General features: G+C 69.7%; 25 protein-coding genes and 1 pseudogene. 11 read left to right on the top strand and 15 right to left on the bottom strand.

The window, feature by feature from the left end; genetic code table 11:
- Positions 1–316: 316 nt before the first annotated feature.
- Positions 317–577 carry a hypothetical protein gene (locus ACICHK_RS39135; RefSeq protein WP_406841466.1) on the bottom strand — a complete coding sequence of 87 codons (261 nt, stop codon included), beginning with the start codon at positions 575–577 and terminating at the stop codon, positions 317–319.
- Here ACICHK_RS39135 and ACICHK_RS39130 point away from each other — a divergent pair.
- Positions 471–1,676: an ISL3 family transposase gene (locus tag ACICHK_RS39130; protein ID WP_406840708.1), complete on the top strand. Its 1,206-nt coding sequence runs from the start codon at positions 471–473 to the stop codon at positions 1,674–1,676. The genes ACICHK_RS39135 and ACICHK_RS39130 overlap by 107 nt on opposite strands.
- 312 nt (positions 1,677–1,988) lie before the next feature.
- Here ACICHK_RS39130 and ACICHK_RS39125 read toward each other — a convergent pair.
- Positions 1,989–2,252: pseudogene (locus tag ACICHK_RS39125) on the bottom strand (transposase); the annotation flags it as partial.
- Positions 2,253–2,614: 362 nt separating this feature from the next.
- On the bottom strand, positions 2,615–3,010 hold the full coding sequence (locus ACICHK_RS39120; protein WP_406840707.1) for a peptidoglycan-binding protein: 396 nt from the start codon (positions 3,008–3,010) through the stop codon (positions 2,615–2,617).
- 194 nt (positions 3,011–3,204) lie between these two features.
- Between ACICHK_RS39120 and ACICHK_RS39115 the strand changes: the two genes are divergently transcribed.
- Positions 3,205–3,396 carry a hypothetical protein gene (locus tag ACICHK_RS39115; RefSeq protein WP_406840706.1) on the top strand — a complete coding sequence of 64 codons (192 nt, stop codon included), beginning with the start codon at positions 3,205–3,207 and terminating at the stop codon, positions 3,394–3,396.
- A 521-nt stretch (positions 3,397–3,917) separates the two neighbouring features.
- Here the strand turns inward: ACICHK_RS39115 and ACICHK_RS39110 are convergent.
- On the bottom strand, positions 3,918–4,499 hold the full coding sequence (locus ACICHK_RS39110) for a hypothetical protein (protein WP_406840705.1): 582 nt from the start codon (positions 4,497–4,499) through the stop codon (positions 3,918–3,920).
- Between the two features lie 1,038 nt (positions 4,500–5,537).
- On the opposite strand from ACICHK_RS39110, the gene ACICHK_RS39105 reads away from it, so the two are divergent.
- Positions 5,538–6,218 carry a thioredoxin domain-containing protein gene (locus ACICHK_RS39105; protein ID WP_406840704.1) on the top strand — a complete coding sequence of 227 codons (681 nt, stop codon included), beginning with the start codon at positions 5,538–5,540 and terminating at the stop codon, positions 6,216–6,218.
- Here ACICHK_RS39105 and ACICHK_RS39100 read toward each other — a convergent pair.
- Entirely contained in the window at positions 6,113–6,940 is an 828-nt protein-coding gene (locus tag ACICHK_RS39100; RefSeq protein WP_406840703.1) for a restriction endonuclease, read from the bottom strand. The genes ACICHK_RS39105 and ACICHK_RS39100 overlap by 106 nt on opposite strands.
- A 243-nt stretch (positions 6,941–7,183) precedes the next feature.
- Here ACICHK_RS39100 and ACICHK_RS39095 point away from each other — a divergent pair, with 243 nt between their 5' ends.
- Entirely contained in the window at positions 7,184–7,705 is a 522-nt protein-coding gene (locus ACICHK_RS39095; protein WP_406840702.1) for a hypothetical protein, read from the top strand.
- Between the two features lie 150 nt (positions 7,706–7,855).
- On the opposite strand, the gene ACICHK_RS39090 is transcribed toward ACICHK_RS39095, so the two are convergent.
- Positions 7,856–9,022 (bottom strand): peptidoglycan-binding protein, encoded by a 1,167-nt coding sequence (locus ACICHK_RS39090; protein WP_406840701.1) that lies wholly within the window; start codon positions 9,020–9,022, stop codon positions 7,856–7,858.
- Between the two features lie 1,120 nt (positions 9,023–10,142).
- Between ACICHK_RS39090 and ACICHK_RS39085 the strand changes: the two genes are divergently transcribed.
- On the top strand, positions 10,143–10,751 hold the full coding sequence (locus tag ACICHK_RS39085; RefSeq protein ID WP_406840700.1) for a CAP domain-containing protein: 609 nt from the start codon (positions 10,143–10,145) through the stop codon (positions 10,749–10,751).
- Between the two features lie 210 nt (positions 10,752–10,961).
- Here the strand turns inward: ACICHK_RS39085 and ACICHK_RS39080 are convergent, their stop codons facing one another.
- Positions 10,962–12,284 carry a DUF1479 domain-containing protein gene (locus ACICHK_RS39080; RefSeq protein ID WP_406840699.1) on the bottom strand — a complete coding sequence of 441 codons (1,323 nt, stop codon included), beginning with the start codon at positions 12,282–12,284 and terminating at the stop codon, positions 10,962–10,964.
- A gap of 85 nt (positions 12,285–12,369) precedes the next feature.
- On the opposite strand from ACICHK_RS39080, the gene ACICHK_RS39075 reads away from it, so the two are divergent.
- Positions 12,370–13,512 carry an ROK family protein gene (locus tag ACICHK_RS39075; RefSeq protein ID WP_406840698.1) on the top strand — a complete coding sequence of 381 codons (1,143 nt, stop codon included), beginning with the start codon at positions 12,370–12,372 and terminating at the stop codon, positions 13,510–13,512.
- A gap of 50 nt (positions 13,513–13,562) precedes the next feature.
- Positions 13,563–14,414, top strand: coding sequence for a Cof-type HAD-IIB family hydrolase (locus ACICHK_RS39070; RefSeq protein WP_406840697.1), 852 nt, complete (start codon positions 13,563–13,565; stop codon positions 14,412–14,414).
- Positions 14,415–14,437: 23 nt separating this feature from the next.
- Here the strand turns inward: ACICHK_RS39070 and ACICHK_RS39065 are convergent, their stop codons facing one another.
- The 3 genes from ACICHK_RS39065 to ACICHK_RS39055 all read right to left on the bottom strand — a co-directional run bounded on the left by ACICHK_RS39065 (position 14,438) and on the right by ACICHK_RS39055 (position 16,137).
- Positions 14,438–14,827, bottom strand: coding sequence for a hypothetical protein (locus ACICHK_RS39065; protein WP_406840696.1), 390 nt, complete (start codon positions 14,825–14,827; stop codon positions 14,438–14,440).
- On the bottom strand, positions 14,809–15,144 hold the full coding sequence (locus tag ACICHK_RS39060; RefSeq protein WP_406840695.1) for an SDR family NAD(P)-dependent oxidoreductase: 336 nt from the start codon (positions 15,142–15,144) through the stop codon (positions 14,809–14,811). Before ACICHK_RS39060 ends, ACICHK_RS39065 begins: the two co-directional genes overlap by 19 nt.
- A gap of 84 nt (positions 15,145–15,228) precedes the next feature.
- The gene (locus ACICHK_RS39055; RefSeq protein ID WP_406840694.1) at positions 15,229–16,137 is read right to left on the bottom strand and encodes a hypothetical protein; all 909 of its coding nucleotides are present in this window, start codon (positions 16,135–16,137) and stop codon (positions 15,229–15,231) included.
- Between the two features lie 336 nt (positions 16,138–16,473).
- Here ACICHK_RS39055 and ACICHK_RS39050 point away from each other — a divergent pair, with 336 nt between their 5' ends.
- Positions 16,474–17,259, top strand: coding sequence for a hypothetical protein (locus ACICHK_RS39050; protein WP_406840693.1), 786 nt, complete (start codon positions 16,474–16,476; stop codon positions 17,257–17,259).
- A 37-nt stretch (positions 17,260–17,296) separates the two neighbouring features.
- Here ACICHK_RS39050 and ACICHK_RS39045 read toward each other — a convergent pair whose 3' ends face one another.
- Positions 17,297–18,439 carry an abortive phage infection protein gene (locus ACICHK_RS39045; protein ID WP_406840692.1) on the bottom strand — a complete coding sequence of 381 codons (1,143 nt, stop codon included), beginning with the start codon at positions 18,437–18,439 and terminating at the stop codon, positions 17,297–17,299.
- A gap of 84 nt (positions 18,440–18,523) precedes the next feature.
- Positions 18,524–18,646: a hypothetical protein gene (locus tag ACICHK_RS39040; RefSeq protein ID WP_406840691.1), complete on the bottom strand. Its 123-nt coding sequence runs from the start codon at positions 18,644–18,646 to the stop codon at positions 18,524–18,526.
- Between the two features lie 221 nt (positions 18,647–18,867).
- On the opposite strand from ACICHK_RS39040, the gene ACICHK_RS39035 reads away from it, so the two are divergent.
- Positions 18,868–20,985: a WD40 repeat domain-containing protein gene (locus ACICHK_RS39035; RefSeq protein WP_406840690.1), complete on the top strand. Its 2,118-nt coding sequence runs from the start codon at positions 18,868–18,870 to the stop codon at positions 20,983–20,985.
- Between the two features lie 132 nt (positions 20,986–21,117).
- On the opposite strand, the gene ACICHK_RS39030 is transcribed toward ACICHK_RS39035, so the two are convergent.
- Complete coding sequence (locus ACICHK_RS39030) at positions 21,118–21,672, bottom strand: peptidoglycan-binding protein (RefSeq protein WP_406840689.1); 555 nt, start codon at positions 21,670–21,672, stop codon at positions 21,118–21,120.
- 463 nt (positions 21,673–22,135) lie between these two features.
- Complete coding sequence (locus ACICHK_RS39025; RefSeq protein ID WP_406840688.1) at positions 22,136–22,504, bottom strand: peptidase inhibitor family I36 protein; 369 nt, start codon at positions 22,502–22,504, stop codon at positions 22,136–22,138.
- A gap of 311 nt (positions 22,505–22,815) precedes the next feature.
- Between ACICHK_RS39025 and ACICHK_RS39020 the strand changes: the two genes are divergently transcribed.
- Entirely contained in the window at positions 22,816–23,118 is a 303-nt protein-coding gene (locus ACICHK_RS39020; RefSeq protein WP_406840687.1) for an integrase core domain-containing protein, read from the top strand.
- Here ACICHK_RS39020 and ACICHK_RS39015 read toward each other — a convergent pair.
- A complete protein-coding gene (locus ACICHK_RS39015; RefSeq protein WP_406840686.1) occupies positions 23,082–24,116 on the bottom strand; it encodes a GDP-mannose 4,6-dehydratase in 1,035 nt (344 codons plus the stop codon). The genes ACICHK_RS39020 and ACICHK_RS39015 overlap by 37 nt on opposite strands.
- Before the next feature lie 225 nt (positions 24,117–24,341).
- On the opposite strand from ACICHK_RS39015, the gene ACICHK_RS39010 reads away from it, so the two are divergent.
- The gene (locus ACICHK_RS39010; protein ID WP_406840685.1) at positions 24,342–25,115 is read left to right on the top strand and encodes a thioesterase II family protein; all 774 of its coding nucleotides are present in this window, start codon (positions 24,342–24,344) and stop codon (positions 25,113–25,115) included.
- The last annotated feature ends 96 nt before the right edge of the window (positions 25,116–25,211 follow it).

Here is a 25,211-nt window from a genome sequence, read left to right as displayed (position 1 = left end):
TCCTCCCCGCATGCACGTGCTGTGCTTTCGCATGTTCCGAGTAAGCAATCACCCTAGCCAGGGAGAGTGCCAGGCCCACATTCACAGGGGTCTGATCTGGTGTTCAGCCTCCACCGTCACGAAATATCCGCAGCGCTTGCAGTGGCCCTGCGTGTCTGGGCCCGCCACCCGCAGACGAGGTAGATGGCGACGGCGGATGGAGAACGCTGGGGGCGCAGCTGATCAGCTTGTAGGCAGGGGGTTCTTGTCCTGCGCAGTTCGCACGGCCGGTCGGGCACGGTCATGGCGGCTGGCAGTGCGAACAGCCCGGTCGCTTTCAGATGATGCTGGTCGGGGCCGGGTTCTCGGGGAGCTGCCAGTTGCCTCCGCGGTCCTCCTTCGAAAGGCGTGCGGCGAGGTCGGGGATGCGCAGGAAGCAGGCCAACGCGGTGGTGGCCTGGAAGGCATCGATCGCGCGCTGGGTCATCGGCATGCCCAGGCTCAGCAGACGCGGGTTGACTTCGGCCTGGATCTCGTTGCCGACGGTGCCGGACCGCGCACCGCGGGTGCTGGGGGTGGACGAGTTTGCCTTCCGCAAGGGCTGCACCTACGGCACCGTGCTGGTCGACGTCGAGGCCGGCCGGGTCGTGGACGTGCTGCCCGACCGCACCTCGGAGACGTTCGCGGCTTGGCTCACCGTGCATCCTGGGGCCGAGATCATCTGCCGGGGCCGGGCCACCGCCTACACCAAGGCGGTCAAGGAAGCCGCCCCTCACGCCCTCGAAGTGGCCGACCGGTGGCACCTGTTGCAGAACCTGTCCGCCGCGGTGGAGAAGACCTGTCACCAGCACCGCGACTGCCTGCGCAAATGTGCCGAGGAGGAGCCGGTGACCGAGGTGCCGGAGCCGTCCCCGATGCTGTTGCCGCCCGCGGAACTGCCCCGCACCCAGATCATCGAACGCACTCGCCACCGCTATGAAGACATCCACCGCCTGTTGGAGAGACGCTGGACGATCAGCGCCATCGCCCGCCGCCTCAACCTCGACCGCAAGACCGTGCGCCGCTTCCGCGACACCGACCTCGACGAGCTACTGGCCTCCGCCCACGACCGCCGCCCAGGCGGCGTCCTGGAGCCGTTCAAGGCATACCTCAACGCCCGCTTCAGCGAGGCCCAGGGCCAGGTCAGCAGCACCCAGCTCTTCCTGGAGATCCAGGCTCGCGGCTATCGCGGCAGCCGCCAGGTCGTCCGCAAACACCTCGCCGCCCTCCGCGCGGGCACCGCCGAGCCGGTCCGGGCAGACATCCCGAGCCCCCGGAAGATCACCTCGTGGATCATGCGGCCCCGGGAGACGCTCACCGAGAGCCAGGACGAGCGACTCCTTCAAGTCCGGCTCGCCTGCCCGGACATCACCCGGGTCTGCGACCTCGCCCGGGCCTTCGCGGATCTGGTGCGTCACAAGCGCGGATACCTGCTGCTGGAGTGGATCCAGCAGGCCGAACAGGACGCACCGAAGCCCATGAAAGGCTTCGCCGGCTTCCTCCGCCAGGACCTCGACGCCGTCACCGCCGGACTCACCCTGCCCTGGAGCTCCGGCGTCGTCGAAGGAAACGTGAACCGAGTGAAGACACTCAAGCGGGCTATGTATGGCCGAGCCTCGTTCGAACTCCTCCGGACCCGGATCCTCACCCAGCCATGAGGTTCCGAGAGCTGGGCATACAGTCAGGACCCATGAAGTCGCCCCAACCCACGGATCCGCAAGCCGAGGTCGCACAAGGCCGTATTGCTCTCTGGCTTGACCCGGAAGACTTGCGCTGGCTGGCGCAGCACTGCTGTTGCGCCGACGACGCAACCGACGCAGACAAGGACCGCTGCGGACGGCTCCGCTTCCGGGCTAGCGCAGCCCTGCACAAGCATCAGCACTCGGCATGAGGACGTAGGCCGTCACGGAACTGCGGACAGAGCCGTTTTCACGAATCGCCATCAACCCGACCTGTCTGGGCTCTGTCTGCTGATGCAGCCGTCCCCAGACACCCGCCCGCGACGAGATCAGGGACCGGCGGTGCACCGTGGACTTCGACGTCCCGAAGCGCGGAGGCAGAGCGTGCCAGGCGCAGCAGCTGACCAGGACGTAAATGATGGACGCGAACATCGCCTCGTCATCGATGTCGGCCACCCCGCCGTCCTGCGGCCGCACCCGTGCCGGCGACAGCAAAGGCCTGGCGATCTCCCGGAGCCCCTCCGGCACGATCCATCCCCGCTGCCTACTCCCCATGACCCGGCCGACGACCAACTGGCCATGCAGGAGACGGTGTTGGTCCTGATGCGGGCGGTGTCGAGGGCGACTCGGGCGGCGTCGATGAGGACCGGGCTGGGCACGTCCGGCCTCGAGTCGCCCACGATAGCCGCCGCCCGGCTCCATGCCCGGCGCAGGATTGCGGCCAGGCGTGACGGTCGGCGGGGGCGTCGTGTGGAATCAACTGCCCGGGGTGACGGGCTGCTTTCGGTCCCGGCGGACGTCCACGGAGGTCGGTCTGCGCCCCATGGACGGCGGTGGCCACGCCGTACGGGGCCGGCCCTTCGGCGGGCCGGCCCCGTACGGCGCACAGTGGGCGGGACAGCCCGTTCAGTTCCTGGTCAGCCGGTGTAGGTGGCCGCCAGCACACCCCACGTGCTCGGACCCACGATCCCGTCAGCATCGAGGCGGTACTGGTGCTGGAAGAGGCGCACGTAGTAGTCGGTCCGGGCACCGAACTGTCCGTCGACGAAACCGGATTTCTCTGACTCGGTCACGACGTACCTGACCAGCACTACCTGGATAGCTTTGACGCAGACCCCCGAGTTGCCGCGGGCAAAGTTCCGGGCCGGAATCTCATTGCCGTTCGGGGCGATACGGCTGCCCACCTGGGCGATGCAGGTGTCGAAGTTGTACTCGGTCGCGTCGGCCGACGGAGTGGCCACCAGCAGCGCGGCCGAGGCAAGGGTCAGGGCGGCGGTGACCTTCAGCGAGCGGGACGGACGACGTATGGACATGTGATCCCCCATGCACAGTAGTAGAGGTGAAGCGAATTCAATTCATGATCGTATAAAGGGTGCGACCGCCCCGAGCCAGCCTTCTCCGAGCCGTTCGTGAATCCCCTCCGCCACGACCGCCGGCTCTCCGATCCGGACCGCAGGAGACTCGATGTCGCTCTGAGCCCGTCGCCGTACTGCAGGTGATGCGCGGCGTGTTCAAGCGACACCAGCTGCACGCCGAAGTCAACGACCACTGCGCCTACGCCCTGGTCGTCGACCCCACCATCCGGCCGTCCGGCACGTCGACACCGACCTCGATCACGAGGCTGGGGCTCACCGGGGTGACGTCCAGCGGTTGGCGGCTGCCCCACCCCGCGGAGAACGTCCACCCCGTCCAGGGATAACTGCTGACCGCCGGGGTGAGGACTGCGGCGGTGCTCCGGGCGAGGGTGGTGGAGCCGACGTACTGCAGGCGGCCGTCGGTGCCGTAGCGGCCGAGGAGGAGGGTGCCCGGGGCGGTGAGCGGGTCGGCGACGGCACCGACGATGGCCTCGGTCGTCTCCGGTGTCTTGTACGCGCGCCATCCCCTGGCCGCGGGCCGGTAGGGGGCGGAAAGCCGTTCGAAGACGACACACCTGCGGTCCTGCTGGTCCCCGCGCGGCCGGGTGGCCGCGGGGACCTGCCTGAGCCGGCGCTGCGGCGGGCGGGAGAAGGACAGGGGCCGTGCCTCGAAGGGCGAGGCACTGGCCGGCTTCGGGGCTCCCGGCGAGGACGGGGCGGGGCGCAGGGTGCGGTTCCCACGCTACGCGCCCACCCGGCGGGATGGCCGGGGCAGTCGTCCCAGGTGCGGCGGCTTCACCGCAGGGCTGCCGCACGGCCCCTACCCGGGAAGGGCAGGGGCGGGGCAGCGTGTGGGTGCGCAGGCTCAGTACCAGCGCTGGTTGGGGTCGCCATTGCCGACGTCATTCTTGTTGGCGTAGATGCTGCCGTCGCCGGCGTCGTCGAGCATGTAGCGGGTCTGGACGTTCTTCAGCGCCCAGCCGGTCTGGGTCGGGATCTCGTACCAGCGCTGCCACGAGTTGGTCTGGTCGCGGCGCGGGTTGCACGGCTCGGTGTAGACCTGGCGGTAGTAGCCCACCAGGCACTGGCCGTCGTTCGACTGCAGGTTCCAGCTGCCGTCACTGTTCTGGTATTCAAACCACAGGTGGTAGTTGCTCACACCCGCCCACTTGTCGTCCCATACCCGGCCGCCGTGGGCGGACAGGAAGAAGTCGTTCTTGTGGTTGCGCCACGTCACCGTGCCGCCGTCCGCCGCCGACGCCTGCTCCGCCGACCCCAGCAGCACCGCCGGAACCGCCAGCATCGCAGCCAGCACCACCCCGCCTATCCGCCTGCCCATGATCATCCTTCCGTGACGCGGCCGGGCGGCCGCTTGCGCACCCTCGGCAGCAAGATCGGTCGTGGCGGCGGCCGTGCCACCCTTGTCGATCGTGGACTTGAAGCTCATCAGGCTTACCCCGTCTGTGAGTTGTGAGCGTGCGGATGTGGCACAACCGTGTGGTTGAACAGTGAAGTGATGGGTCCCGGAGAATGACCACGCGGCGGGTCTCACCGCACCGCATGAGCCGCTTCCGGTGACTGCCTTCACTTACTTTGGACGGCTCCGCTATCCGGACCCTGCTCCCTCGCTCTTTGTCCGCTACTCACCGACCGCGCATACTGAATAGCCGCTACGAGGCCACGTGAGCATCGCTGTCCAGCCCGAGGCGTGGAAGGCGTTGATCGCCTTCGTCGGGTGATGTCGCGGGAACCCTTGCGGTCGTGTTGTCCCCGCGCCTGCGGGGGTAGTTCGGCCGCCAACATGCTCGACCTCACCGCCGGCTACTGAACTTGAATGGGTGATGTCGGGGCCGTTTGCCTGACGGCGACCGGTCGGTTCCGGTGTGCTGGCGACGCAGCCGGCGAGGACGAAGAGCGTTGCGGGCGTCTCCGGTTCCGGGCTGGTGCAGTTCTACACGAGCATCGGTGCTCGGCGTGAGGATGTGGGCCGTCACGGAACTGCGGACAGAGCCGTTTTCGAATAGCGCCATCAGTGCTCCCGGACGAACACGTCCGTGCGCTCAGGCTTCCGTCGGAAGCCCCCTCCAGGCTGGTGCCGCGAGGCCTCTCCGCGCTCGCTCGACCTCTCCCCGCCCCACCCCTCTGGACTGTCGCGTCAACCCACAGCGGCGGCCTCCCGCCTTGTGATGATCCGCCGCGTGGTGCCGCTCGACCGTCTTCACGGTGCAGCACAGTGGACCGGTGTCTCCTCGCCCGCTGATCATCCTGCTCCTGGCGCTGCTCAGTGTCACGGGCTGCACCACCGTGGCCCCCAAGGTCCCGCCGGTCGACGGCCGCCCGGGTGTACGCGCCTCGCTCGCGGCGGACGGCGCAGCCTCACCGAGGTCCGTACCGGTGACGCAGTCCTCGCCTCGTTCCGCTCTGGTGAAGACCGAACCGGAACGGCCGCGGCGTGCGGCCGGGGTCGCAACGGCTCCTCCCCGTCATGCGGGGGGACCAGCACGACGCACCACGCCTCGTACGGTTCCGCCGACGCATACGGTGCCGCCGACGTACGCGGTGCCGCACGCGCGAGCCGTTCCGCAGCGCCGAAAGCCGCCGCGAGCACACTCCCGCGCGAGGGCTCACCGCCACCCGACTCCGCGGGCACCGCGCATCCGTCCGCAGCCCTTGCCCGACCAGATGCGTCAGCTGTGCCGCCAGGCGGACGGGGTCACGTCCTCCGAGCTCGCGGCCCTGTGCCACCAGACCTGGGGTTGACGTCCTCTCCCCCTTCAGGGGTGAGGACGAGGTCGCTGTGCTGTGTGGGGCCGCGATGCCGATGCCGACCGGGTACGGGCAGCGGGCAGCACAGGCCGAGCCTGCGTTCGAGAGTGCGGAGAAGCTGTTTGAGAAGCCAGCGAAGGACGGCGCCGCCGTTCTCGTGGGCGATCCGGACGCGAGGATGACCGTGCGCCTGTACGAGGATCCGCGCTGTCCGTACTGCGAGGAGTTCGAGACGACCGGCGGTTCCTCGAAGCTTCGGGAGATGATGCACGGGGGCGCCGCCCACGACCCGCCTCAGCCCGCCGACGGCTGCGCCTCCCAGGGCCGCGGTCCCGTGCCTTCCTGCCAGCGCCGCAACTGCGGACCGTCGACGCACACGATGCCGCACTGCTCCGCGTAGTCGAGCGCGGGGGCGGTGAAGTCGCTGGTGGTGACCACGACGGCGACATCGGCGCCGTGAACGGTGAAGCAGGTGCCGCCGAAGCGCTGCAGGTCCTGTGAGCCGACCCGGTTGCCGTCGCAGTACCGCTTGCACTGGATGACGACCGAGCGCCCGTCGGGCGTCCTCGCCACGACGTCGGCGCCCAGGTCGCCGGCCCCGCCCACGACGTCCACATCGAGACAGCCGTCGCGTCGGCACAGTTCGGCCACCGCCTGTTCGAACTCGTCCGGGTCCAGGGCCTCGTAGGCGATCTCCACCATGTCCGCGGGCGCCTCGGGCACGGCCTCGGGAAGCAGGACGGTGGGTTCCGTGCCGAGGCGGCCGCTGCAGGCGCCGGCCCCGGCGGGGGCCAGGTCGACGGCAGGAGCCGGTGACGCCGCGTCGAGCGCTTCGACCGCCGTCTGTGTGGCTTCGTCCAGGGCTTCGGCCGAGCGGCGCACGATCCTGGCCGCCGATATGCGACGCTTCCCGCGGCAGCCGGCCATGACGGCGCCGACGCCCATGAGGGCGAGCGCCGCAGCCCAGGCGGGACGGTGCACCGCGGCCGCGGCCGCGGTGCGGGCGGCCGCGCCCACCAGGGCGATGATGACGGCGAGGAGGGCGAAGTAGAGGGCCGTCGCCCGGAGTTCGAACCGGCGGGGGCGGCGCGCGGTACGCCGGGCGCGTGCGGGAACGGCCATGGTGATGTTTCCTCCCCTGGAACGTCAACGAAGATCAATTCGCGTCTTCCCAGGCAGCGGCCGTTCTACCGGGTTCCGTCGTGCACGCCTCTTCCGGCCCGACGGCAGGTGCGGGCCCACCGCCGTCGACAGGCGCGTCGGGGTGGGCCCGCGCGCCGGTATTCTGCGCCTACCGGCGCCGAGCGGAGCCACCGACCGCGTCCCAGGCGGAGCAACCTTGTTCGGCTCCTAAGCTGTGGCGCTGTGGAGAACCAGCTCGCCCATGAGGCCAGTGCCTTTATCAATTTCCGGGACTACGCGTTCCAGGACCCGAGGTCACACGGCTTCAGGTGGGTCGACGTCAAACATCTGCGGCTCCCTGCGGAGTCCGGCGGGAATCGGGAACTGCTCGCTGCGCTCATCGGGCATGAACAGTTCCGGAACGACTACGCGGGTGGCGGGGTCCTGGCCGAGGGGTCCAGGCACGGACCGTACTGGCTGAGGCTGGTCACCCCTGACGTCTACGAAGCCGTCAGCCGGGAGAAGAGCGCGCACGTCCTGTGGGGGTGGGCGAACCAGTTCGGGAACGTACCCACCGAGCTGGAGGCGGATCTGCGGCAGGAGGTGTTCGATCGCTTGGCCGCGGCCAGCCACATCTACTACCTGAGCGGGCTCGGGGACGAGGCGATTCATGACTGGGGGCGTGTGCACGTGGACTTCCACGAATTCGTGCTCATCGACCGCTCGGCCGGGCGGATCACGCTCCTCGTCGCCGCCGACGACTGAGTCGATCGACACGGCTGCTGCGGAAGGCCACTCGAGAGAGCAGGGACGGAGTCACAGTCGCACGTCCCTGCGTCAGGCGTTCCCAGGTCCGGGGACCGACGATCTCCTGGTCGACAACGCGCAGTTTCACCGCGTGCCGGGCTTCCCCTGTTACTGCGTCAGGTGCCCCCAGGTCTGGGGCCCGACGATGCCGTCGACCACGATCGCCACACGCCCCTGGAACTCACGCACCCTGCCGTCCGTGACCGGACCGAAGCGACCGTCGACGGCAAGCTGATGCAAATCGGGAACGTGAGCATTCAGCAACCGCTGCACCTTACGCACCGCAGGACCATGCGCACCCTGCTGCAACGTCGGCGTACCGACAGCCGCCTCCTGCGACACCTCACCACCCGTCAGCATGCCCCACGTCTGAGGACCCACGACACCATCCACCGTGATCTCCACGCGCCGCTGGTACTCACGCACCCGACCATCCGTCACCGGCCCGAAATCCCCGTCGACAGCCAACGACGGCAGATCAGGAACATGCCCGTTCAACAACTGCTGGAGCTTACGCACCGCCGGACCCTGGGAATGGAGGCTCAGGGTCGGGAAGCCGACACCATCCGGGGCCGCGACGGATACCATGTTCCAGTCGTAGAAGATGGTGTAGTGGCCACCATGTTGTTTGACTTCCAAGGACTTCTGGACGCCGACATCGGATTGCGTTCCGGTGAGCAGGAAGTCCTCAGCCGTCAGCGTGAGCGAAACGGGAACGAAGACGTCGTCCGAAAGACCCTCGTCGATCGCGGTGATGATGCCGTCGTAGGCGGCACCGGCGAGAACTCCCACGGCAAAACCGACCACGGTTCCGATTCCGGGAATCGCCGAACCCACCGCCGCGCCGGCGAGGCCGGCGGCCGCCGAGCTGGCAGCCGCCACCACCGCGGTCCTGATCTTTTGTCCGACCTGCTCGTTGAGCACTTCGAAGGCCTTGGCCAGGTCGCCGTTGTCGTGTTCGACGATGAACAGCGTCACCGTGTACGTCCGGGGCCAGTCGCCGGGCTGTTGAAGGTCAAAGTCGATCAGTACGTGCGGGTTGGTGGCCCACGGGCCCCGGACGGCGTTGTCGGACACATCGCCGATCTGCGGAGCGTGGATCAGGCCGACAGTCGGTTTCCCGTCGGCCCCTTTCTTCACCGACGAAGAGTCAAGCCCTACGGCGGACATATACACTTCATCGTTGGCGCCCTGAAGAAAATCGTCGGTGGACTCGTGCTCGATGAATCCACGCAGTCGGAACTGAAGGCGCGAGGGAACGGTGTTTTCAGTCATGGTTCATCCCTGTCGCTGCCGACGACGAGATATCGCAGGGGCTGGCGAGATATCGCAGGGTCTATGGCCGCAAGGCGCATGCTCAACTGCGTACGGGTCGAATAGGCTCCCGCAATCCCCGTTGTCCCCCACCTTGCATCGTACGCCCGCCCCATGATCCGCGCGACCGACAGAAGGTCAGGCGCGCGGACGGGCGATGTGCGTCCGGGGTGGAGCCGGCCCGAGGTCCTGCGTGGCGTGGACGCGCCCCGACCTAAATTGACATGGCCTGTGCACGGGACGAGTCTGGGGTCAGGTGCGCCGAACGACCCCTCAGAAGTTCGCATTTCAATCAGATTTGCGTTCGTCGACTTCGGCCGCGCCCACACGTCTTCGACCCCGGCCGGTGGTCATCGTGCCGAACTTCCTCCCCGTCCGACCCTCGGACCATCCGCTCCCCGGAGTTTCGTGGTCCGGTCCGACCGTGACCGAAACCCGCGCCGACGGGATGCCGGTCCTCGAGGCCACCGGTGACGACGCCCGGCTCGTGGTCTCCTTCCCTCCTCGGCACGTGGTCGAGGAAACCTCTCCCGCCCGGGAAGAAGACCCCGAAGACCCTGCCGGCGACCTCGGGCGCCCTCGTGCCGATCCGGAACGGCTCGCTGTCCGGGCCGGGCCGGATCTCCTTCGCCCTGCAGGACCACCAGGGCACCGCCTGCGACCACCCCGCGCTTCTCCTCGCCTCCGAAGGTCTCGTACCAGGTCGGCTCGCTCTCGCCGGTCCAGGTGGCCGTCGCGAAGCCCACCCACCACGTCACGGGGTGCGGTCCCTTCGGGCATTTTCTGCGGTGCCCGTCAAGTCATGCCGCCGACCAGGCAAGTCGGCCTTTGCCGGTGTTGGTCGGCGTTGGACCCGTCCGAAACCGTTGTGCCCTTCGGGTGGGGGGTTCCGTGACGGGCTGTCACCACGCAGGCCCCGCCTCGCGGGAGAGCGAACGCGCCGAGCCCGGGGCGGCTGCGAGCCGGGGTCAGGCAGAAGGACAAGCGCATCCGCTAGGCCCGCGGCCCCGGTTGGCGACGGGTCAGACCCGGTGACAGCCTGGAGACAACACCCTTCTTGTTCGCAGGAGGTGGAGTACCCATGCAGAGCCGCATGTCGCGCACCGGAAAACTGCTGAGCACTGCTGCGGTCGCCGCCCTGTCGGCCACGCTCTTCCCTGTCGTGGCGGCCTCGCCCGCGGCGGCCGTGACCTGCGACCAGGCCGCCGCCAACCGGGCCCCGACCGCCGGGACGACCGCCCAGGCGAGGGATGCCGTGATCTGCCTGATCAACGCGCAGCGCACACAGCGCGGGCTTTCTCCCCTCACCACCAACCAGGCCCTGACGAACGCGGCCCAGCAGCACGCTGTCGCGGCCGTCCAGCTGAAGTGGTGGGGACCGGGCATCGACCCGCACCGCAACCCCCGAACCGGCTCGACACCGCAGAGCCGCATCCAGGCGGCCGGATACTGTCCCAACCCCCGCTCGTGGGAGTTCAACGAGATCGCGTACACCGGGTGGGGCGGATCGGGAACTCCGCAGGCCGCCGTCAACTGGTGGATGAACAGCCCCGGTCACCGTGCCATCATCCTCAAGCCGTCGCTGCGCGAGATGGGCCCGTGGGCCCAGCCCGGCTCGGCGGACCGGGCCGGGGCCTCGTCGCCCGGCGCCGGCACCTACGTCGTGACGTTCGGACGCTGCCAGCAGTGACTTCCTCCCCTCCTGCGAGAGAGGGATTCCTATGGCTCGCGCTGCAGGACTTCCTGCTTCGTCGCCAACTGCCCTCCGGCGATGCTCCGTTGATGACTTACGCCGACTCCACAAGCGGTCACCGCCAGTCCGGCAGCCGGCAGATCCTTCGCCGCGTTCACGCCCGGTTGCGGACCGTTCCGCAACCGCACGTCCAGGTACGGACATTCATTACATGACGGTCGTCGAGTCCGGGCGCCGGGGCAGGCCGAGGCCCCGGCGTCCGGTTTCGTTGAGCTGCTCGAGGGTGAACCGGCCGTTCCAGGAACGCTCGTAGTGTTCCTCGGGGAAGTCGCTCGGGCTGGAGCCGGTGGCGAACGCCTCCCTGACGTCGGCCGCGTACTTCTCGTTGCGGGGGCACCAGGGTGCGGCGGGGATGTACATGACGTTGCCCCAGCCCTTCTGGTTCTCGACGGGCGCGACGCTGTGGATCATGTCGCAGTGCCACCACACGGAGTCGCCCGCCCTGACGTCGGGGATCGGGGTCAGGGCGCGGTAGAGGTCCGGGTGCCAGCGCTTGGTCACGGGGAAGACCTGGTTGGGCCGTACGCCGCACATGGAGTCCTCGGGGACGTCCGGCAGCAGCGGGCGCAGCAGGAGGTAGGCCATCACCTCCGGGATCGGGACGGTGTGCAGGACGCCCTGGTCGGCGTCCATGTCGGACAGCGCGGTCCAGCCCTGGAAGGTGCGGAACGCGGAGCACATGGTGGAGCCGGGGTACTGGGGCCCGTCCGTGCGGTGGGCGGGGTCCCAGGGGTCGTACCGCTCGACCTGGCCGCTGAAGAGGTGGCGGAACGCCCGCTGGTACTCCTGGGTCATCCACAGGTCGAGGGTTCCGGGGTCGCAGTGGGTGCCGAGGCCGGAGGAGTCCGTGCCCGGCGGGCGGCGGCGGATGCGGTCGGGGTAGAGGGCGTCGCGATCGGGGTCGAACCACTGGGTGCCCTCGTCGTCGGTGTGCTTCCAGAAGGAGTTCAGGAAGGACTGGACGGTGGCCGTACGGTCGGACTGGCGGGCCCGCATCTGGGCCTGCGACCAGTAGACGGGGTAGATCTCGGGCTTGGAGCCGACGCTGCCGAAGAAGTCGTCGCCGGGGCCGGTGTAGGTCTCGAAGAACTTGTTGCGCTCGACGTAGTCGACGATGTCCCGGTCCCAGGCCCGCGCCTGTTCGTGCGGGAAGTGGCCGCGCACGACCAGACAGCCGCGCTTCTCGAGCTTGGCCGTCCGGGCCGGGGAGACGGTGCCGGCGGCGATCGCGTCGTAGTCCAGGACGGGCCAGATCTCCTCGCCGCGCTCGCGGTCGGCCTCGATCTCCGCGATACGTGCCCCGACACGCTCCTCGACGGCGGCGAAGGCCTGCTCCACCGTGCGGCCGTGCGCCTCGATGCGGGCACGCAGGGCGCGCTTGATCTCACGGACGGCCGCGGCGATGTCCTCGGGGGTCTGGTTCCAGTGCGGCAGTGAGGGCACGGGGCGCTGCTCGGCGGCGAGCGTCATCTCAGCTCCTTTAGTCAGGACTCCTTACTAGAGGAACGTAACCCCCCGCGCATCTTTAGGCAAGACTCCTTACTAGACTGTCCGCATGACCGCGCCGAAACCGTCCCTGGAACTGCTGCGGGCTCTGACGGACGAGAACGTGCTGCGCGTCCTGATGGCCCACGACCGGCTCACCCGGGCCGAGATCGCCACCAGGACCGGCATCTCCAAGCCGACCATCTCCGAGAGCGTCCAGCGCCTCGAACAGGCGCGGCTCGTCGTCGACACCGGCGAGCGCACCACCGGGCGCGGCCGGGTCGGCTCGTACTACGCGCTGGCACCGCACGCCGGTACCGCCCTGGTGGCGAGCATCACCCCGCACGGCGTCGTCGCCGAGGCCGTGGACGCCCGCGGACGCACCCACGGACAGGTCCGCACCGCGCTGCACGCCGACGCGGGACAGGAAGCGGCGGCCGAGGCGCTCGGCGCGGCGGCCGCCCGGCTCGACGGCGAGTCCGCCGGCCCGCTGCGCCTCGCGGTCGTGAGCGCCGCCGACCCCGTCGACCGGGCGACCGGCCGGCTGGTGCACCTGCCGGACGCCCCGTTCCTCGTGGGCGCGCTCGATCCGCCCGCCGTCCTGGCCGACACGGTGACCGGCCCGGTCCTCGTGGACAACGACGTCAACTGGGCCGCCCGCGCGGAGTACGAACACGGCTGCGTGCAGGGCGTCGACGACTTCGTCTACCTCCACCTCGGAGAAGGCCTCGGCTGCGCGGTGGTCGGCGACGGCGTCGTGCGCCGCGGACACGGAGGCCTCGTCGGAGAGGTCGCGCACCTGTACACCGCGGGCCCGGACGGGCAGGCCATGGCCTTCACGGAGGTGTTCGCCGCGCTCGGCCTGCGCCGGAACTCCTCCACCGCGGTCGACGTGCCGAAACTGCTGGGCGTCCTGGAGGCCTCCGACACCCGCGCCGAGCGGGTACGCCTCGCTCTGGCGCACGCCATCGGCGGTGTCCTGTCCGCCGCCCTCGCCTTCGCCGACCCCCGTACGGTCGTCCTCGGCGGACCCTGGGGCTCCCACCCCCTCCTGATCGCCGCGGTCGAGGAACACCTCGCCCGCTCACCACGTTCCGTCCCGCTCAGCGCGGCGGCCCTGCCCCTGCCCGAGCTGACCGGAGCGCGCGCCCGCGCCGTCGAGGAGCTCGGTTCCCTGATCGTCCGCGACGCCCACCCCACCACGCAGTGGTGACCACCCCCAGCCCCTTCAGCCCCTTTCCGCACCGACCCTCCCGGAACACGATGACCACGCGAACCGCGCCCGCCTCTGCCCCTGCTCCCCTCTCCGGCCGTCCCGACATCCGGCTCGTCGTCACCGACATGGACGGCACCCTGCTGGACGCCGACGGGCGCGTCCCGCAGGGTCTGTGGCCCCTGCTCGCCGACCTGCGCCGCCGGGGCGTCGTCTTCAGTCCCGCCAGCGGACGCCAGTACGCCACGCTGGCCCACCTGTTCGGCGGCGCTGACGACGGCATGGTCTACATAGCGGAGAACGGCGCGTTCGTCGTCCGCGACGGCACGGAGGTCTCCTCGGACCCCCTCGACCCCGCCGTCTCCGCGCGACTGGTCAAGTCCGTCCGGCAGCTCGCGGACGAGGGCGTGGACGTGGGCGTCGTCGTGTGCGGCAAGCGCGCGGCCTACATCGAACGCCGTGACCAGGCCTTCCTCGACGAAGTGTGCCGCTACTACCACGCGCACCGCCTGGTCGACGACGCCACCGCGGTGGACGACGAGATCGTCAAGGTCGCGGTCTTCGACTTCGGGCCGATCGAGCGCACCACGGCGCCCGCACTCGCCCCCTTCGCCGACACCCACCAGGTGGTCGTCTCCAGCGAGCACTGGATCGACGTCATGAACCACACCGCCGACAAGGGAGTCGCCGTGCGCCGACTCCAGGAGCACCTGGGCATCGGCCCGGACCAGACGATGGTGTTCGGGGACTACCTGAACGATCTCGGCATGCTCGACGCCGCCGAGTGGTCGTACGCGATGGCCAACGCCCATCCCGCCGTCCTCGCCCGCGCCCGCCACCTGGCTCCCGCGCACACCGACGACGGTGTCGTACGCACCATCAGGAGTGTTCTGGACATCTGACGCCGGGCGCGGGCGGGGTGTCGTCAGGCGCCGATGATCTGGTCGAAGTGGCCCGGCCCGGTGCGGGGAAGGACGTGGAGCACGTTCGTGTAGCGGCGGGTCCGGGTCTGCCAGGCGTGATAGCCGCTCATCCACGCGGCCATGATCTCCACGTACGTGCGCACGGCGGCCGCTTCCGCGTCGGTGAGCCTCAGCAGCGCGCAGAGACCGGGCACTTGCAGAGCGAGTGCCTCGAACCGTTCGACGCGTCGCCCGACCTCCCGGCGGGCCTCGGCGACGGCCTCGGCGCGCGTGCAGCGACGGCCGTGTTCGATGACCAGGACGAGGTTGTCCACGTCACCGCGCGCCTCCTCCTTCTCCAGCGAGTAGACGTCGTTGCACATGAACGTGACGTCTATGGCCGTCTGCCGCATGATGCGCAGCTCAGGACTGTGGGAGGCGGCCGCGGGATCGAGATCCCCGCGTTGTTGACCACGACGTCCAGTCGTCCCCAGCGCTGGACGGCGGCCGCCACCAGTGCCCGCGCGTCGGCCGGGGTGGAGACGTCGTGGAGGTCCGCGACGGCCTCACCGCCCGTCGTGCCGATCCCCTCGGCCACGGTGCACGCGGGCGCCGCCGACGACCCGCGGCCGTCGATCCCGGTCCCCACGTCGTTGACCACCACCTTCGCGCCCCGTCCGGCCAGAAGCGTCGCGCACTCTCGTCCCAGCTCGCGCCCTGCACCGGCCACCACCGCCACCCGCGGCCGTCGCCTGCGCCCCCGCGACACCGAGACTCTTCGGGTGGTGCCGGCGGAGAGCGACGAATGACCTGGTCAGCCTGCCGGTCGGGGCGTGGTGGTGTCGTTCCGTGGTGGGAGGCCGCCCCACTGGGGGGACGGGGACGGCGCGGGTGGGGTGATGGAACCGCCCTTGGCCCAGTCGCGGTACTTCACCGAGAAGGGGTCCACGGTGTACTGCGAGAGATGGTCCGTGTCGTCGTGGCGGAAGGGGACGGTCATGTCCAAGGACACCGGCAGGTGGTCGGCGCCGGTGACGATGGTGAAGGAGACTTCCTTGCCGGGACTCGCCTCGGCGTAGGGGCGGTAGAAGAAGGCCCCCGTCGGGTCCGCCGCCAGGGTCGAGAGGGCGACCCGGCCGGTGAGTTCCCGTCCGGCGTGATCGGTTTCGCGGAAGTGGTCGGCGTGTGCGATCAGCGCCGCGAGGTGTTCCGGGGATGCCAGCCAGCGAGTCTGCAGGGCGTTGCCGACGGAGAGGTCGCCCGTCGCGGCGCCGGCGTCGCCGACGTAGGTGGTCGGCCCGTACGTCGCCGTGTCGGTCCTGGGAGAGTTGTCCGGGGTCACCCAGGCGTGGTTTCCGATCACCACGACGTCCGGGGGAAACCACGGGTCTTCGCCCGGCTCGTACAGGACATGGGTCGCGGCGGCCCTCGTACGGCCCGAGAACATGTCGATACGTCCTTGGCCGTGGAACTGAGCGGGGTCACTGGGATTGCGTGCCTCGATGTCGAACGCGGTCACGTGGCGGCCGATCATGGCCTGCTCGACCGCGCGGGCGGCCCGCCCCTGAGGGCTCAGGTTCGACGAGTCGGCCGACTCGCCGACTCCGGGAGCGGAAGGCGCCGCCGCGGAGGGGCTTTCCCGCGCGTCGGGCGTTCCCGCCGCGCATCCGGTCGCCGTGACGGCCACCGCCGCCAAGCCGATCCACAACTCTCGTACACGCACCGACGTTCCCCCGTGTTTCCATGCCTCGACCGCTCGTCCGCGCACCGGACAATGCCGGTGATACGCGGTCGGGACGTGAATCTATAGCCCAGATGCTTCGGTCGGGGAGGTATGTCGAAATATGCCGTGCGCCGACGGGTGGACGGACGGTCGTACCAGTATCGGCACCGGTATCGGTGGCCGGGAGGGCGCGGTGCGGGCCGGTGCCGGCCGGAAGCGGTGGGAGTTCAGGGAACCGACCTCCATATCGTCAGTGTGACGATATGATGAGGACTTGTCGGGCGGACGCGTACGTACGCCCGTCCCCCATGCCCGGAACCGGCCTCGGAGGATCCTGTGACACTCGGCGAAGACACCCCCGGCACGGTCGACGTGCGCTGCGAACGGCTCGTGCCGGGCGACCCCGCCTGGCTCTGGCACTTCCACCGGGCGCACTCCATGCTCCTCGTCCCCCTCGCGGCCGCGGCCGTGGAGCAGCCGGCCCAACTGCCGCACGGAGTCGACCCGGTGGCCGCCCTGGCGGCCTGGGAGGCGCTGTGCGCCGCGCTCCCCGAAGCGCTGCGCACCCACGTTCCCGAGCCCGTCGACCCCTTCGCCGAGCCCGCGGAACACCGCGACCCGAGGGAATCGGTCGTGGACCGCGTGTGCCGGCTGGCGACGGAGGAGCGGGACCGGGTCGCCCGGGGCAGCGGCCTGTGGGGACCCGACGGCCGCGAACACATACCCGTCCACCTGGTGGAGATCGCGGCGCGGGACCTCGACACCCTCGCGGCCCTGCTGGACCGCCTGACGAAGGTGCTGGCCGGGCGGCTGCACGGAACCGCCCTGCTGGACCGGATCGCCGGACAGCACCCGTACCCGCTCGGCCCGTCCACCGCCTCGAGCCTGTGCTTCAACGTGCGGATCCTGCTGGACACGCTCCGTCCCGAACCCGCGCCGCGGGACCTGGCACTGCTGCGACCGCTGCTCGCTCCGGCGGACCGGGCGGACGCCGGCGCACCGGCACCGCGGGTGCTGACCGCCGAACAGGAGGCCGCCTACCGGCGTTCCGCGAACCGGATCGCCGACATCGTCTGCCCGGGCGACATGCGGGAGAGCGCGTCCTTCGCCTGGCGGTACTGACGACGGCACGACGGCGGTGCGGCACCGTCGCCGGACGTCAGCCGCGGCGGGCGCACCCGTACTGCCGGGCCAGGGCGTGGAAGGCCGCCTTGGGCTCCCAGTGCACGCCGGAGGCAGGGTCGCCGGGGCGGTCCTCGACGGTCTTCACGATGCTGTAGCTCGCCGTGTCGAGGTCGTGGCGCGGGTCGCACGGGCGGTGCGGTGCGTCGCGGGAGACGAAGGTGTACGCCATCGCCGAGTACAGCCCCATGGCCTCGAACGCCGCCAGTACGTCCGTCAGATACTGGGCCTGGACGCGCTCGCTGCGCACGAGGCCCGCCTCGAGCTCCGGAGGTTCCTTCGTGTGGTCGACGACGTCCCAGCCCATGCCGCCGCGCTCCGGCGCGCCCTCGAAGGTGCAGCAGCCGAACTCCATGACGGCGACGGGCTTGCCGAAGCGGCGGTAGGCGGCGAGATCGCGGAGGTAGTCCGAGGGCCGCCGGAAGTACCCGTAGTAGTCGATGCCCACGAGGTCGAAGAGACGCCAGTCGACGTCCTCGTCCTGGGCCGCCGCGTACGTCAGTCGTCCCTTGAAGACGGACCGGCCCACCTTCGCGGCCTTCGCGGTGAACCGGCGCAGGCGCCGGGCCATGAGGACCGGGTCGACGTCGCCCTTGAGCAGGTTCTCGACGCGCTCCTGGACGTTCGCGCCGGGCACGATGCCGGGGACGCACAGCACGAACTCGCAGCCGACGCTCAGATGCACGCCGGCGCCCTGCCGTCGCAGCCGCTCGGCGTACCGGCCCGTCTCCGCGAGATGGTCCAGGATCTCCCGCTCGGGCACGTCCCCGAGGGTCGGTTCGAGCCAGACGTTCAGGCCGCGCTCCGCCGCCTCGGCCGCGGTCGCGGTGAGCCGTGCGACGCCGTCCCCGGTGACCTTGACGGAATCGGCGTGCAGGTCACGGGAGACGGCGCGCAGGTCCGCACGCATGGTCCTGGCGTTCCACGCCGTCGCGGGCGTCTCGCCGGCGCCGACCTCGTACACCACGCCCCGGTGGGTCAGCCCGCGCCGGCCGGGCGTCGTCCGCCCGTCCGAGGCCGCAGCCCGCGCCGCCGCGCCGACGGGCAGTGCCACCGCGCCGCCGACGGCCGCCGCCATCCCCAGAAACCGCGCCCGGCTGATCCCCGGTGTCCCTTGCATCGCGCCTCCCGACTCCCGCACCGGCGTCCTTCGCCTCGGCCCCAGTCTGGGAAGCCACCGGGCTCCACGTCGTCCGCCGAAGGTCTACGGCGACGGTCCGAAGGACGGATGTTCCAGGAGCGCGCGCTCTCCGCGGTCGCACACGCCCCCGGTGGCGGCCGCGGAGGCCAGCTGCTCCAGGAGCACCCGCACCTCCTCGACCTTCACACCGTCGAAACCACACCGACGAGGGCTGTCCAAGGGCAGTTTCGCCATCATGGAACGAGTCTCGCGGGCGGCACCGACAATCAGGAGGCGGCTTGGTGTCCGGCAGCCCTCGCGGCAGTCTTCGAAGCTCGCCGTGCACCGGCGTGGTTACCATGCCGGTCATGTCCCATGAACTCCGAAGCAGCAGTCCGGACCGTGAAGTCGCGCCGGAAAGTAGCCGGTTGACCGATCCTGGATGGCTGGTGCACGGGGACCCGGAGCTGGTCCTCGCGGGTTTGGACGGCGCCGCCGGGCCGGAGGAGACGCTGGCGGCTGCCGTGTACCGGACGTCGGGGCATGTGCACCGTGACGCCGGTGCGGGGGTTCGGCGGCAGGTACTGGCGCTGGACGCCGCCCGGTACGGGAACCGGGAGCTGGCGAGAGACATCGCCCGGGTCGCGGTCCGCCAGGAGATGGACGACCCCTGGGTCGTGCAGTGGGCGACCGGCGGCGACCTGGACTCCCGGCTGCGGTACGCGTTGCCGGTGTCGGCCAAGGTGGGCGTGTTGGCGACCGTGGTGGTGGAGGCCCGTGGTCTCGCTGTCGCCGGTTGCGAGGACGGCACGCTGCACGCGTGGGATCTGGCCACGGGCAGCCGGTACGGCAAGGCCGTGTCCGCTCACACCGGCGCCGTACGTGCGCTGACGACGGCGGTCCTGGACGGTCGTCCCGTCGCCGTCACCGCCGCCTACGACCGAGCCGTTCGGGTATGGGACCTGGGGCGGGGAGAACTCGTCGGTACGTGCTCCGCCGACGATGACTCCTGGGTGAAATCGCTGGCCACGGGGCTGGTCGAGGGGCGGCCGGTCGTGGTCGGCGCCTGCGTCGACGACGTGGTGAGAGTGTGGGATCTGGCCACCCTCTCCCAGCGCAGTGAGCCGTTGACCGTGCGCACCGGTTTTGTGTCCGCTCTGGCGACGACGGTGCTGGACGGCCGTCCCGTCGCCGTCACCAGCCACTCCCCGGAACTCGGGGCGACGGACCCGATCACCGGGGAGGAAACCGTCCGGGCGTGGGACCTGATCACGGGACGGGAGTTCGGCGCCCTGGGCGACCGTCCCGACGAGCCTGCCGAGTTCACGGACCAGGCGTACGACCGGACGGTGGAAGGCGGCAGTGACGGTGACGGGGAGGCCAGGCGCTGCGTCAGTCTGGACCTCAACGCCAGGGCGCACTTTCTGGTGACGGATCCGGCGTCCGAGTGCCCGCTGGCCGTCAGCGCCAACGCCTACGAGGTGCACGTCTGGAACCTGGCCGCGCGCGAGCAGGTCGGTGAGCCTGTCGCGGCCATGTTCGTGGAAACGGCGGCCGTGAGCGTGCTCCACGACCGCCCCGCCGCCCTCGTCGCCTACGGCCATGGGCCGGTCGAGGTGTGGGACCTGTCCACCCTCCGGCAGCTGCGGCCGCCGCTGACCGGCCATGAGGCGGCTGTGCGGGGAGCGGCGACGGCGGTGGTGAACAGGCGCCACCTCGCGGTCACCGGTGACGACGACGGATCGGTCCGGGTCTGGGACCTCGACGGCGAAAGGGAGACGGGCAGCCGGCCGGCTGGTCATGCCGGCCCCGTGACAGGGGTCACCACGGCCGTCGTGGACGGCAGTTGCGTCATCGTCACCAGCGGCTCGGACACGGGAGTGCGGATCTGGGACCTCGACGGCGAGGAACCGCTCGGTGAGCCCCTGACCGGCCATACCACTGCCGTGGATCTGCTGACGACGGGGACGGTGGACGGACGGCCCACCCTCCTCACGCGCGGCGACCGGCACAAGACGGTGCGGATATGGGACCTGACCACCCGGGAAGAGCTGCACGGGCGGTCGACCAGCGAATACACCAGCTCCTTCATCGAGTTCTTCGCGGCGGTCGACGACCGCTTCGTCGGTGTGACCGGGGAAGGCCGCGTCTGGGACCTGACCGCGAGCCGATGGATCGGAGTGCAGCCGCGGCAACGAGGTGCCCTGGCCCTGGAGACGCTCGAAGGCCGCAGCGTCCTCCTCACCGGTCTCAGGGCTGAAGGAGTCCATCTCTGGGACCTGGCCACGGGCGAACTGCTGGCACCGCCGCTGACGGGACACACCGGTGAGGTGCGTGCGGGAGCGACCGGCACGCTGGACGGTCGCCCTGTCGTCGTCGCCGGCGGCGACCGGACCGTGTGGATGTGGGACGCGAGCACAGGGCAGCGGATCGGTACGTACGCCTTTCCTTCCCGTATCAGGGGACTGACGGTGGCGCCCGACGGACGGCTGGTGGTCGGTTTCGGCGCGGGCATGGCGGTCCTGACCCATCACCGCCGAGCTTGACTCTGTCGGGGATCTTGGATGATCGAGGTCAGGTGCCGAGGGTGCGCCAGGATGTCGATCGGGAAATCGACTGCTGGCCAGGGGGGCCGTCAGCTGACGCCGCAGCGACCAAGATCCCCGACAGGGTCAAGCTCAGAGGTTGACGCAGGTCCGGTAGTCGTACCCGGCCGCCCGCCAGTTCCCCGCGTAGTCCTGGAACTGGTAGTGACCGTAGCTGTCACGAACCATGGGGAAGCTCCAGTAGGTCCCGTGGTACCGCAGGTTCAGCGTCTGGCCGTCGGCCGTGCTGCCGGAGACGTACTCGATCTTCTGGCCGTCGGCCCAGCCGAAGGTCGCCTTGCCGACCGCCCCGTCGGGCGTCAGTCCCTTGCGGTCCGCCTGCCAGTGCTGGGTATAGCCCTTGGTGATGTCGCCGAAGTACCCGTCGGCACCTTCGGGCTGGATGTAGCCGTCAGCCCAGAGGATCTTCTGCCACAGGCAGGTGGCGTTGGACTGCGCGTGCTGGCTCATCGACAGGATGCCCTCGTCGCCCCAGTCGTCCGAGTAGTCGCCGCCTCCGCTGATGTAGGGGAGGCCGCTGTAGTCACCGGCCGCCGCGGCGGGGGTGGTGCTCATGGCGAGGACGGAGGCGGTCAACGCCCCGACCATGGCCGCGCCCAGTCTGAAACGCCTGCTGACCCACTTCATGACGAACCCCCGTTGATCGCGCGCTACTTGCGCACCTTGCTGGCATGAGCAGGCAGAACCTAGCACTTCATGATCAACAAAAGCACATCGCCCGGTCCGGGCACCGGGGGGTGGGGCACTGCGCCCCGGGACGGGGGACCTGCAGCACGGGCCGGCGGAACGGAGCCGGGCCACGGGCCGCCTCGCCGGGCGCCCCCGGCGCGGCCCGCGAGCAGACCGCACCGCGCCGAGTAGGTGAGGAGCAGGGCCCTGTGGAGCCGCTGCGGCAACGGCGGTGTGCTGCCGGTGCACGCTCACACCGGACCCGGCGATCGTCAGACGCAGCGACGACATGCACGGCTTCGTGGTGCCGCCCGAGCGGTGGATCGTCGACCGCCTCTTCACCCGCCTGACGCGAAGTCGCCGCCTGGTGCGCGCGTCCCTCTCGAAGCGGGGGGGTGACGGGCTCGGTCGACCAGCCGGCTCAGCCTCCGCAGCCACTGACCGAGAAGGAGGACACCGCGTTGTCGTAGAGGAACAGAAGTTCCTGCTTCGCGCCCGCCGGGATGCTGAAGTGGTAGCCGTCGTAGTCGGCATCGGTCCAGATGCAGACTTGATCGCCGCTGCGGTTCCACACCGAGCTGACCCGATCGTTCCACGCCCAACCGATGTTGGGGGTGTCCACCGGATAGAGCTGCACCATGTCCCCGGTGTTGTTGTGGCCGTCGAAGAGGCAGACCATACCTTCCCAACAAGCGCCCTGGGGGGCGGCCGACGCGGTTCCCGGAGCCGTCAGTACGGCGGTGGAAGCGATGGCTGCCGCTACCATCGCGGTTTTGACTGTCAGTTTCATGAGTGTCCTTTCCCGTTGTCGCCCGTGGAAGCGCGGTCATGGTCACCGCGTCCAGCTGCCGCTCCTCCAGGTCATCCGGCCGTAAGACGGCCCCCGCACTCATGTGGTTCACGGAGATGACGTTGGTCACAGTCTTCGGAATGACCTTCGAAGTCGTCGCAAGCAGATGACGCCGCAAGCGAGTTGGAGCAGGCCGAGGTGGAGATGGAACGCGCAGAAGGCCGTCGACGCGCACTCCCGGCACCTGCTGGGCCGGTCGATCGCCAGCCGCATACACACCCAGCTCGTCATCGACACCGACACCCGACACCTTGGACACGGCCGTCCGCACCCGCGGCAGCCGGATGAACGGCGTGATCTTCCACAGCGATCACGGAACCCGGCACAACGCGAAGGCGTTCGCCGAGTCGTTCTTCACCTCACTCGAACGGGAGGTCCTGCCCGGCCGGCGCGGCTCGCCCACCGCACGAGCCGCCCGCCTCGTGGTGTTCCGCCGACTCGGCTGTCACAACCACCAGCGCAGGCACTCGGCGATCGGCCACCTCACCCCGGCCGTCCTCGAACTCGATCAATGGTGTCACCAGCTGTCGGCGGCTGCCAGCAGCTCGCCGTGATCGCGGGTCCGCGATGCCTGCTCCAGGTCCGACTCGACCATCCTCTGCATCAGTTCCTCGAACTTCACCGTGGGCGCCCAGTCCAGCGCGGCCCGGGCCATGCTGGAGTCGGCGCACAGCGTCTCCACTTCAGCCGGGCGGACCAGCGAGGGGTCGATCACGACGTGGTCCTCCCAGTGGAGGCCCACGGCGTCGAAGGCGATCTGCACCGCGTCGCGGACCGAGTGCATGACGCCGGTCCCGATCACGTAGTCCCCGGGCTCGTCCTGCTGGAGCATCAGGTGCATCGCCTTGACATAGTCGCCGGCGAAGCCCCAGTCACGCACCGCGTCCAGGTTGCCCAGCGCCAGCTTGTCCTGCAGTCCCAGTCTGATCCGAGCCACGGCCAGCGAGATCTTCCTGGTCACGAACTCGGCACCACGGCGCGGGGACTCGTGGTTGAACAGGATGCCGGAAACGCCGTACACATCGAACGACTCACGGTAGTTGCGCGTAATGAAATGGCCATAAGCCTTGGCCACCCCGTACGGGCTACGGGGGTGGAAGCGAGTCGATTCCCGCTGCGGAGTCTCCGCGACCTTCCCGAACATCTCCGAGGACGAAGCCTGATAGAACCGGATCCGACCGGAGCGCGTCGATCTGGACGTGCTCAGCCCACTGACCATGCGAATGGCCTCCAGCATGCGCAGCACACCGGCGCCGTTGACTTCGGTCACCAGTTCAGGCTGTTGCCAGGACATCGGCACGAACGAGATGGCTCCGAGGTTGTACACCTCGTCAGGCTGGACGTGGTCCAGCGCCGAGACCAGGCTGGCCTGGTCCATGAGGTCACCGTGCACAAAGGAGAGATCGGATGCGAGGCGGCTGACCCGTGACTTTCGCGGGTTGGCCTGGCCGCGTATCAGACCCCATACCTGGTAGCCCTGTGCCAGCAGGTGTTCTGCGAGGTACGAGCCGTCCTGGCCGGTGACCCCAGTGATGAGAGCACGCTTGGACACGACATTCCCTTCTGCCACGACGGGAAAAATGACCGCTACGCGCTGCGAATTCTCGCCGGAGCAGTCCCTGGTAATGACCTTCACAGCCGCAAGTCCGCAGTGTCAACGAAAGTCGGGGCACCCTAGTGCATCACTGGGAATCGGCACGATCATTTCTCGGGACTGGGGATTCTCCGGTCAGGAATGGGACCTACTCGCCTCTGACGACTGCCCCGAGGAGACCTCATGCCCATGCCCGGCACCGACGCGGCGCGCTGGCTGCGCCGCTTCCGGCCCAACGCGAGTGCCCGCGTACGGCTCGTCTGCTTCCCGCATGCGGGCGGCTCCGCGAGCTTCTACCACCCCGTCGCGATGACCCACGCGGCCGCCGCCGACGTCGTGGTCCTCCAATACCCCGGCCGCCAGGACCGCAGACATGAGCCACTGGTGCCCAGCGTCGCGGAGTACGTCGCCCGCATCGGGCCGGTGCTCGAGCAGGAAAGGCCGCTGCCGACCGTCTACTTCGGACACAGCATGGGGGCGGTGCTCGCGTTCGAGACAGCCATCGCCCTCGCTGACACGCCCGCCGCGCCCCGAGCGATCGTGGCGTCCGGCCGACGTGCGCCGGCCACGTACCGCGACGAGCGCGTGCACCTGCGGGACGACGAGGGCCTGCTCGACGAGTTACGGAAGCTCAACGGCACCCAGGCGGACCTACTGGGCGACGAGGAGATCGTGAGGATGGCCCTGCCGGCGGTGCGCGGCGACTACCGGGTCATCGAGACCTACCAGGCCGTACGGGGCAGCACGGTCGACTGCCCGATCACCGTGCTGGTGGGGGACGACGACCCGAAGACAACCGTCGCGGAGGCCGACCGATGGCGCGAACACTCCACCGCCGCCTTCCGCCTCCGCACGTTCCCCGGCGGCCACTTCTACCTGGCCGAGCACCAGGCCGCGGTGAACGCCGAGTTGGCGGCCACGCTGTCCGCCGTCTCCGAGGGGGCCGCCATCAGGTAGTCGTTCCGGGGCCGCTGCCGCACGTGACGTGCGGCAGCGGCTCCCGTGCGTCCATCACCACCGGTTGCCCCCGCGAGTGAGAACCTGCTCGAAGGA

It is taken from the genome of Streptomyces sp. AHU1 (assembly GCF_045343905.1).
Classification (GTDB): Bacteria; Actinomycetota; Actinomycetes; order Streptomycetales; family Streptomycetaceae; genus Streptomyces; species Streptomyces triticiradicis.
This window is presented reverse-complemented; position numbering and strand designations above follow the sequence as displayed.

What these genes read in the sequence shown, in the direction of transcription:
- ACICHK_RS39130 (WP_406840708.1), top strand. Translation starts at nt 471, where the DNA reads ATGCCCAGGCTCAGCAGACGCGGGTTGACTTCGGCCTGGATCTCGTTG.
- ACICHK_RS39120 (WP_406840707.1), bottom strand. Translation starts at nt 3,010, where the DNA reads ATGTCCATACGTCGTCCGTCCCGCTCGCTGAAGGTCACCGCCGCCCTG.
- ACICHK_RS39110 (WP_406840705.1), bottom strand. Translation starts at nt 4,499, where the DNA reads ATGAGCTTCAAGTCCACGATCGACAAGGGTGGCACGGCCGCCGCCACG.
- ACICHK_RS39105 (WP_406840704.1), top strand. Translation starts at nt 5,538, where the DNA reads ATGCGGGGGGACCAGCACGACGCACCACGCCTCGTACGGTTCCGCCGA.
- ACICHK_RS39100 (WP_406840703.1), bottom strand. Translation starts at nt 6,940, where the DNA reads ATGGCCGTTCCCGCACGCGCCCGGCGTACCGCGCGCCGCCCCCGCCGG.
- ACICHK_RS39090 (WP_406840701.1), bottom strand. Translation starts at nt 9,022, where the DNA reads ATGACTGAAAACACCGTTCCCTCGCGCCTTCAGTTCCGACTGCGTGGA.
- ACICHK_RS39085 (WP_406840700.1), top strand. Translation starts at nt 10,143, where the DNA reads ATGCAGAGCCGCATGTCGCGCACCGGAAAACTGCTGAGCACTGCTGCG.
- ACICHK_RS39080 (WP_406840699.1), bottom strand. Translation starts at nt 12,284, where the DNA reads ATGACGCTCGCCGCCGAGCAGCGCCCCGTGCCCTCACTGCCGCACTGG.
- ACICHK_RS39075 (WP_406840698.1), top strand. Translation starts at nt 12,370, where the DNA reads ATGACCGCGCCGAAACCGTCCCTGGAACTGCTGCGGGCTCTGACGGAC.
- ACICHK_RS39070 (WP_406840697.1), top strand. Translation starts at nt 13,563, where the DNA reads ATGACCACGCGAACCGCGCCCGCCTCTGCCCCTGCTCCCCTCTCCGGC.
- ACICHK_RS39065 (WP_406840696.1), bottom strand. Translation starts at nt 14,827, where the DNA reads ATGCGGCAGACGGCCATAGACGTCACGTTCATGTGCAACGACGTCTAC.
- ACICHK_RS39045 (WP_406840692.1), bottom strand. Translation starts at nt 18,439, where the DNA reads ATGCAAGGGACACCGGGGATCAGCCGGGCGCGGTTTCTGGGGATGGCG.
- ACICHK_RS39030 (WP_406840689.1), bottom strand. Translation starts at nt 21,672, where the DNA reads ATGAAGTGGGTCAGCAGGCGTTTCAGACTGGGCGCGGCCATGGTCGGG.
- ACICHK_RS39025 (WP_406840688.1), bottom strand. Translation starts at nt 22,504, where the DNA reads ATGAAACTGACAGTCAAAACCGCGATGGTAGCGGCAGCCATCGCTTCC.
- ACICHK_RS39010 (WP_406840685.1), top strand. Translation starts at nt 24,342, where the DNA reads ATGCCCATGCCCGGCACCGACGCGGCGCGCTGGCTGCGCCGCTTCCGG.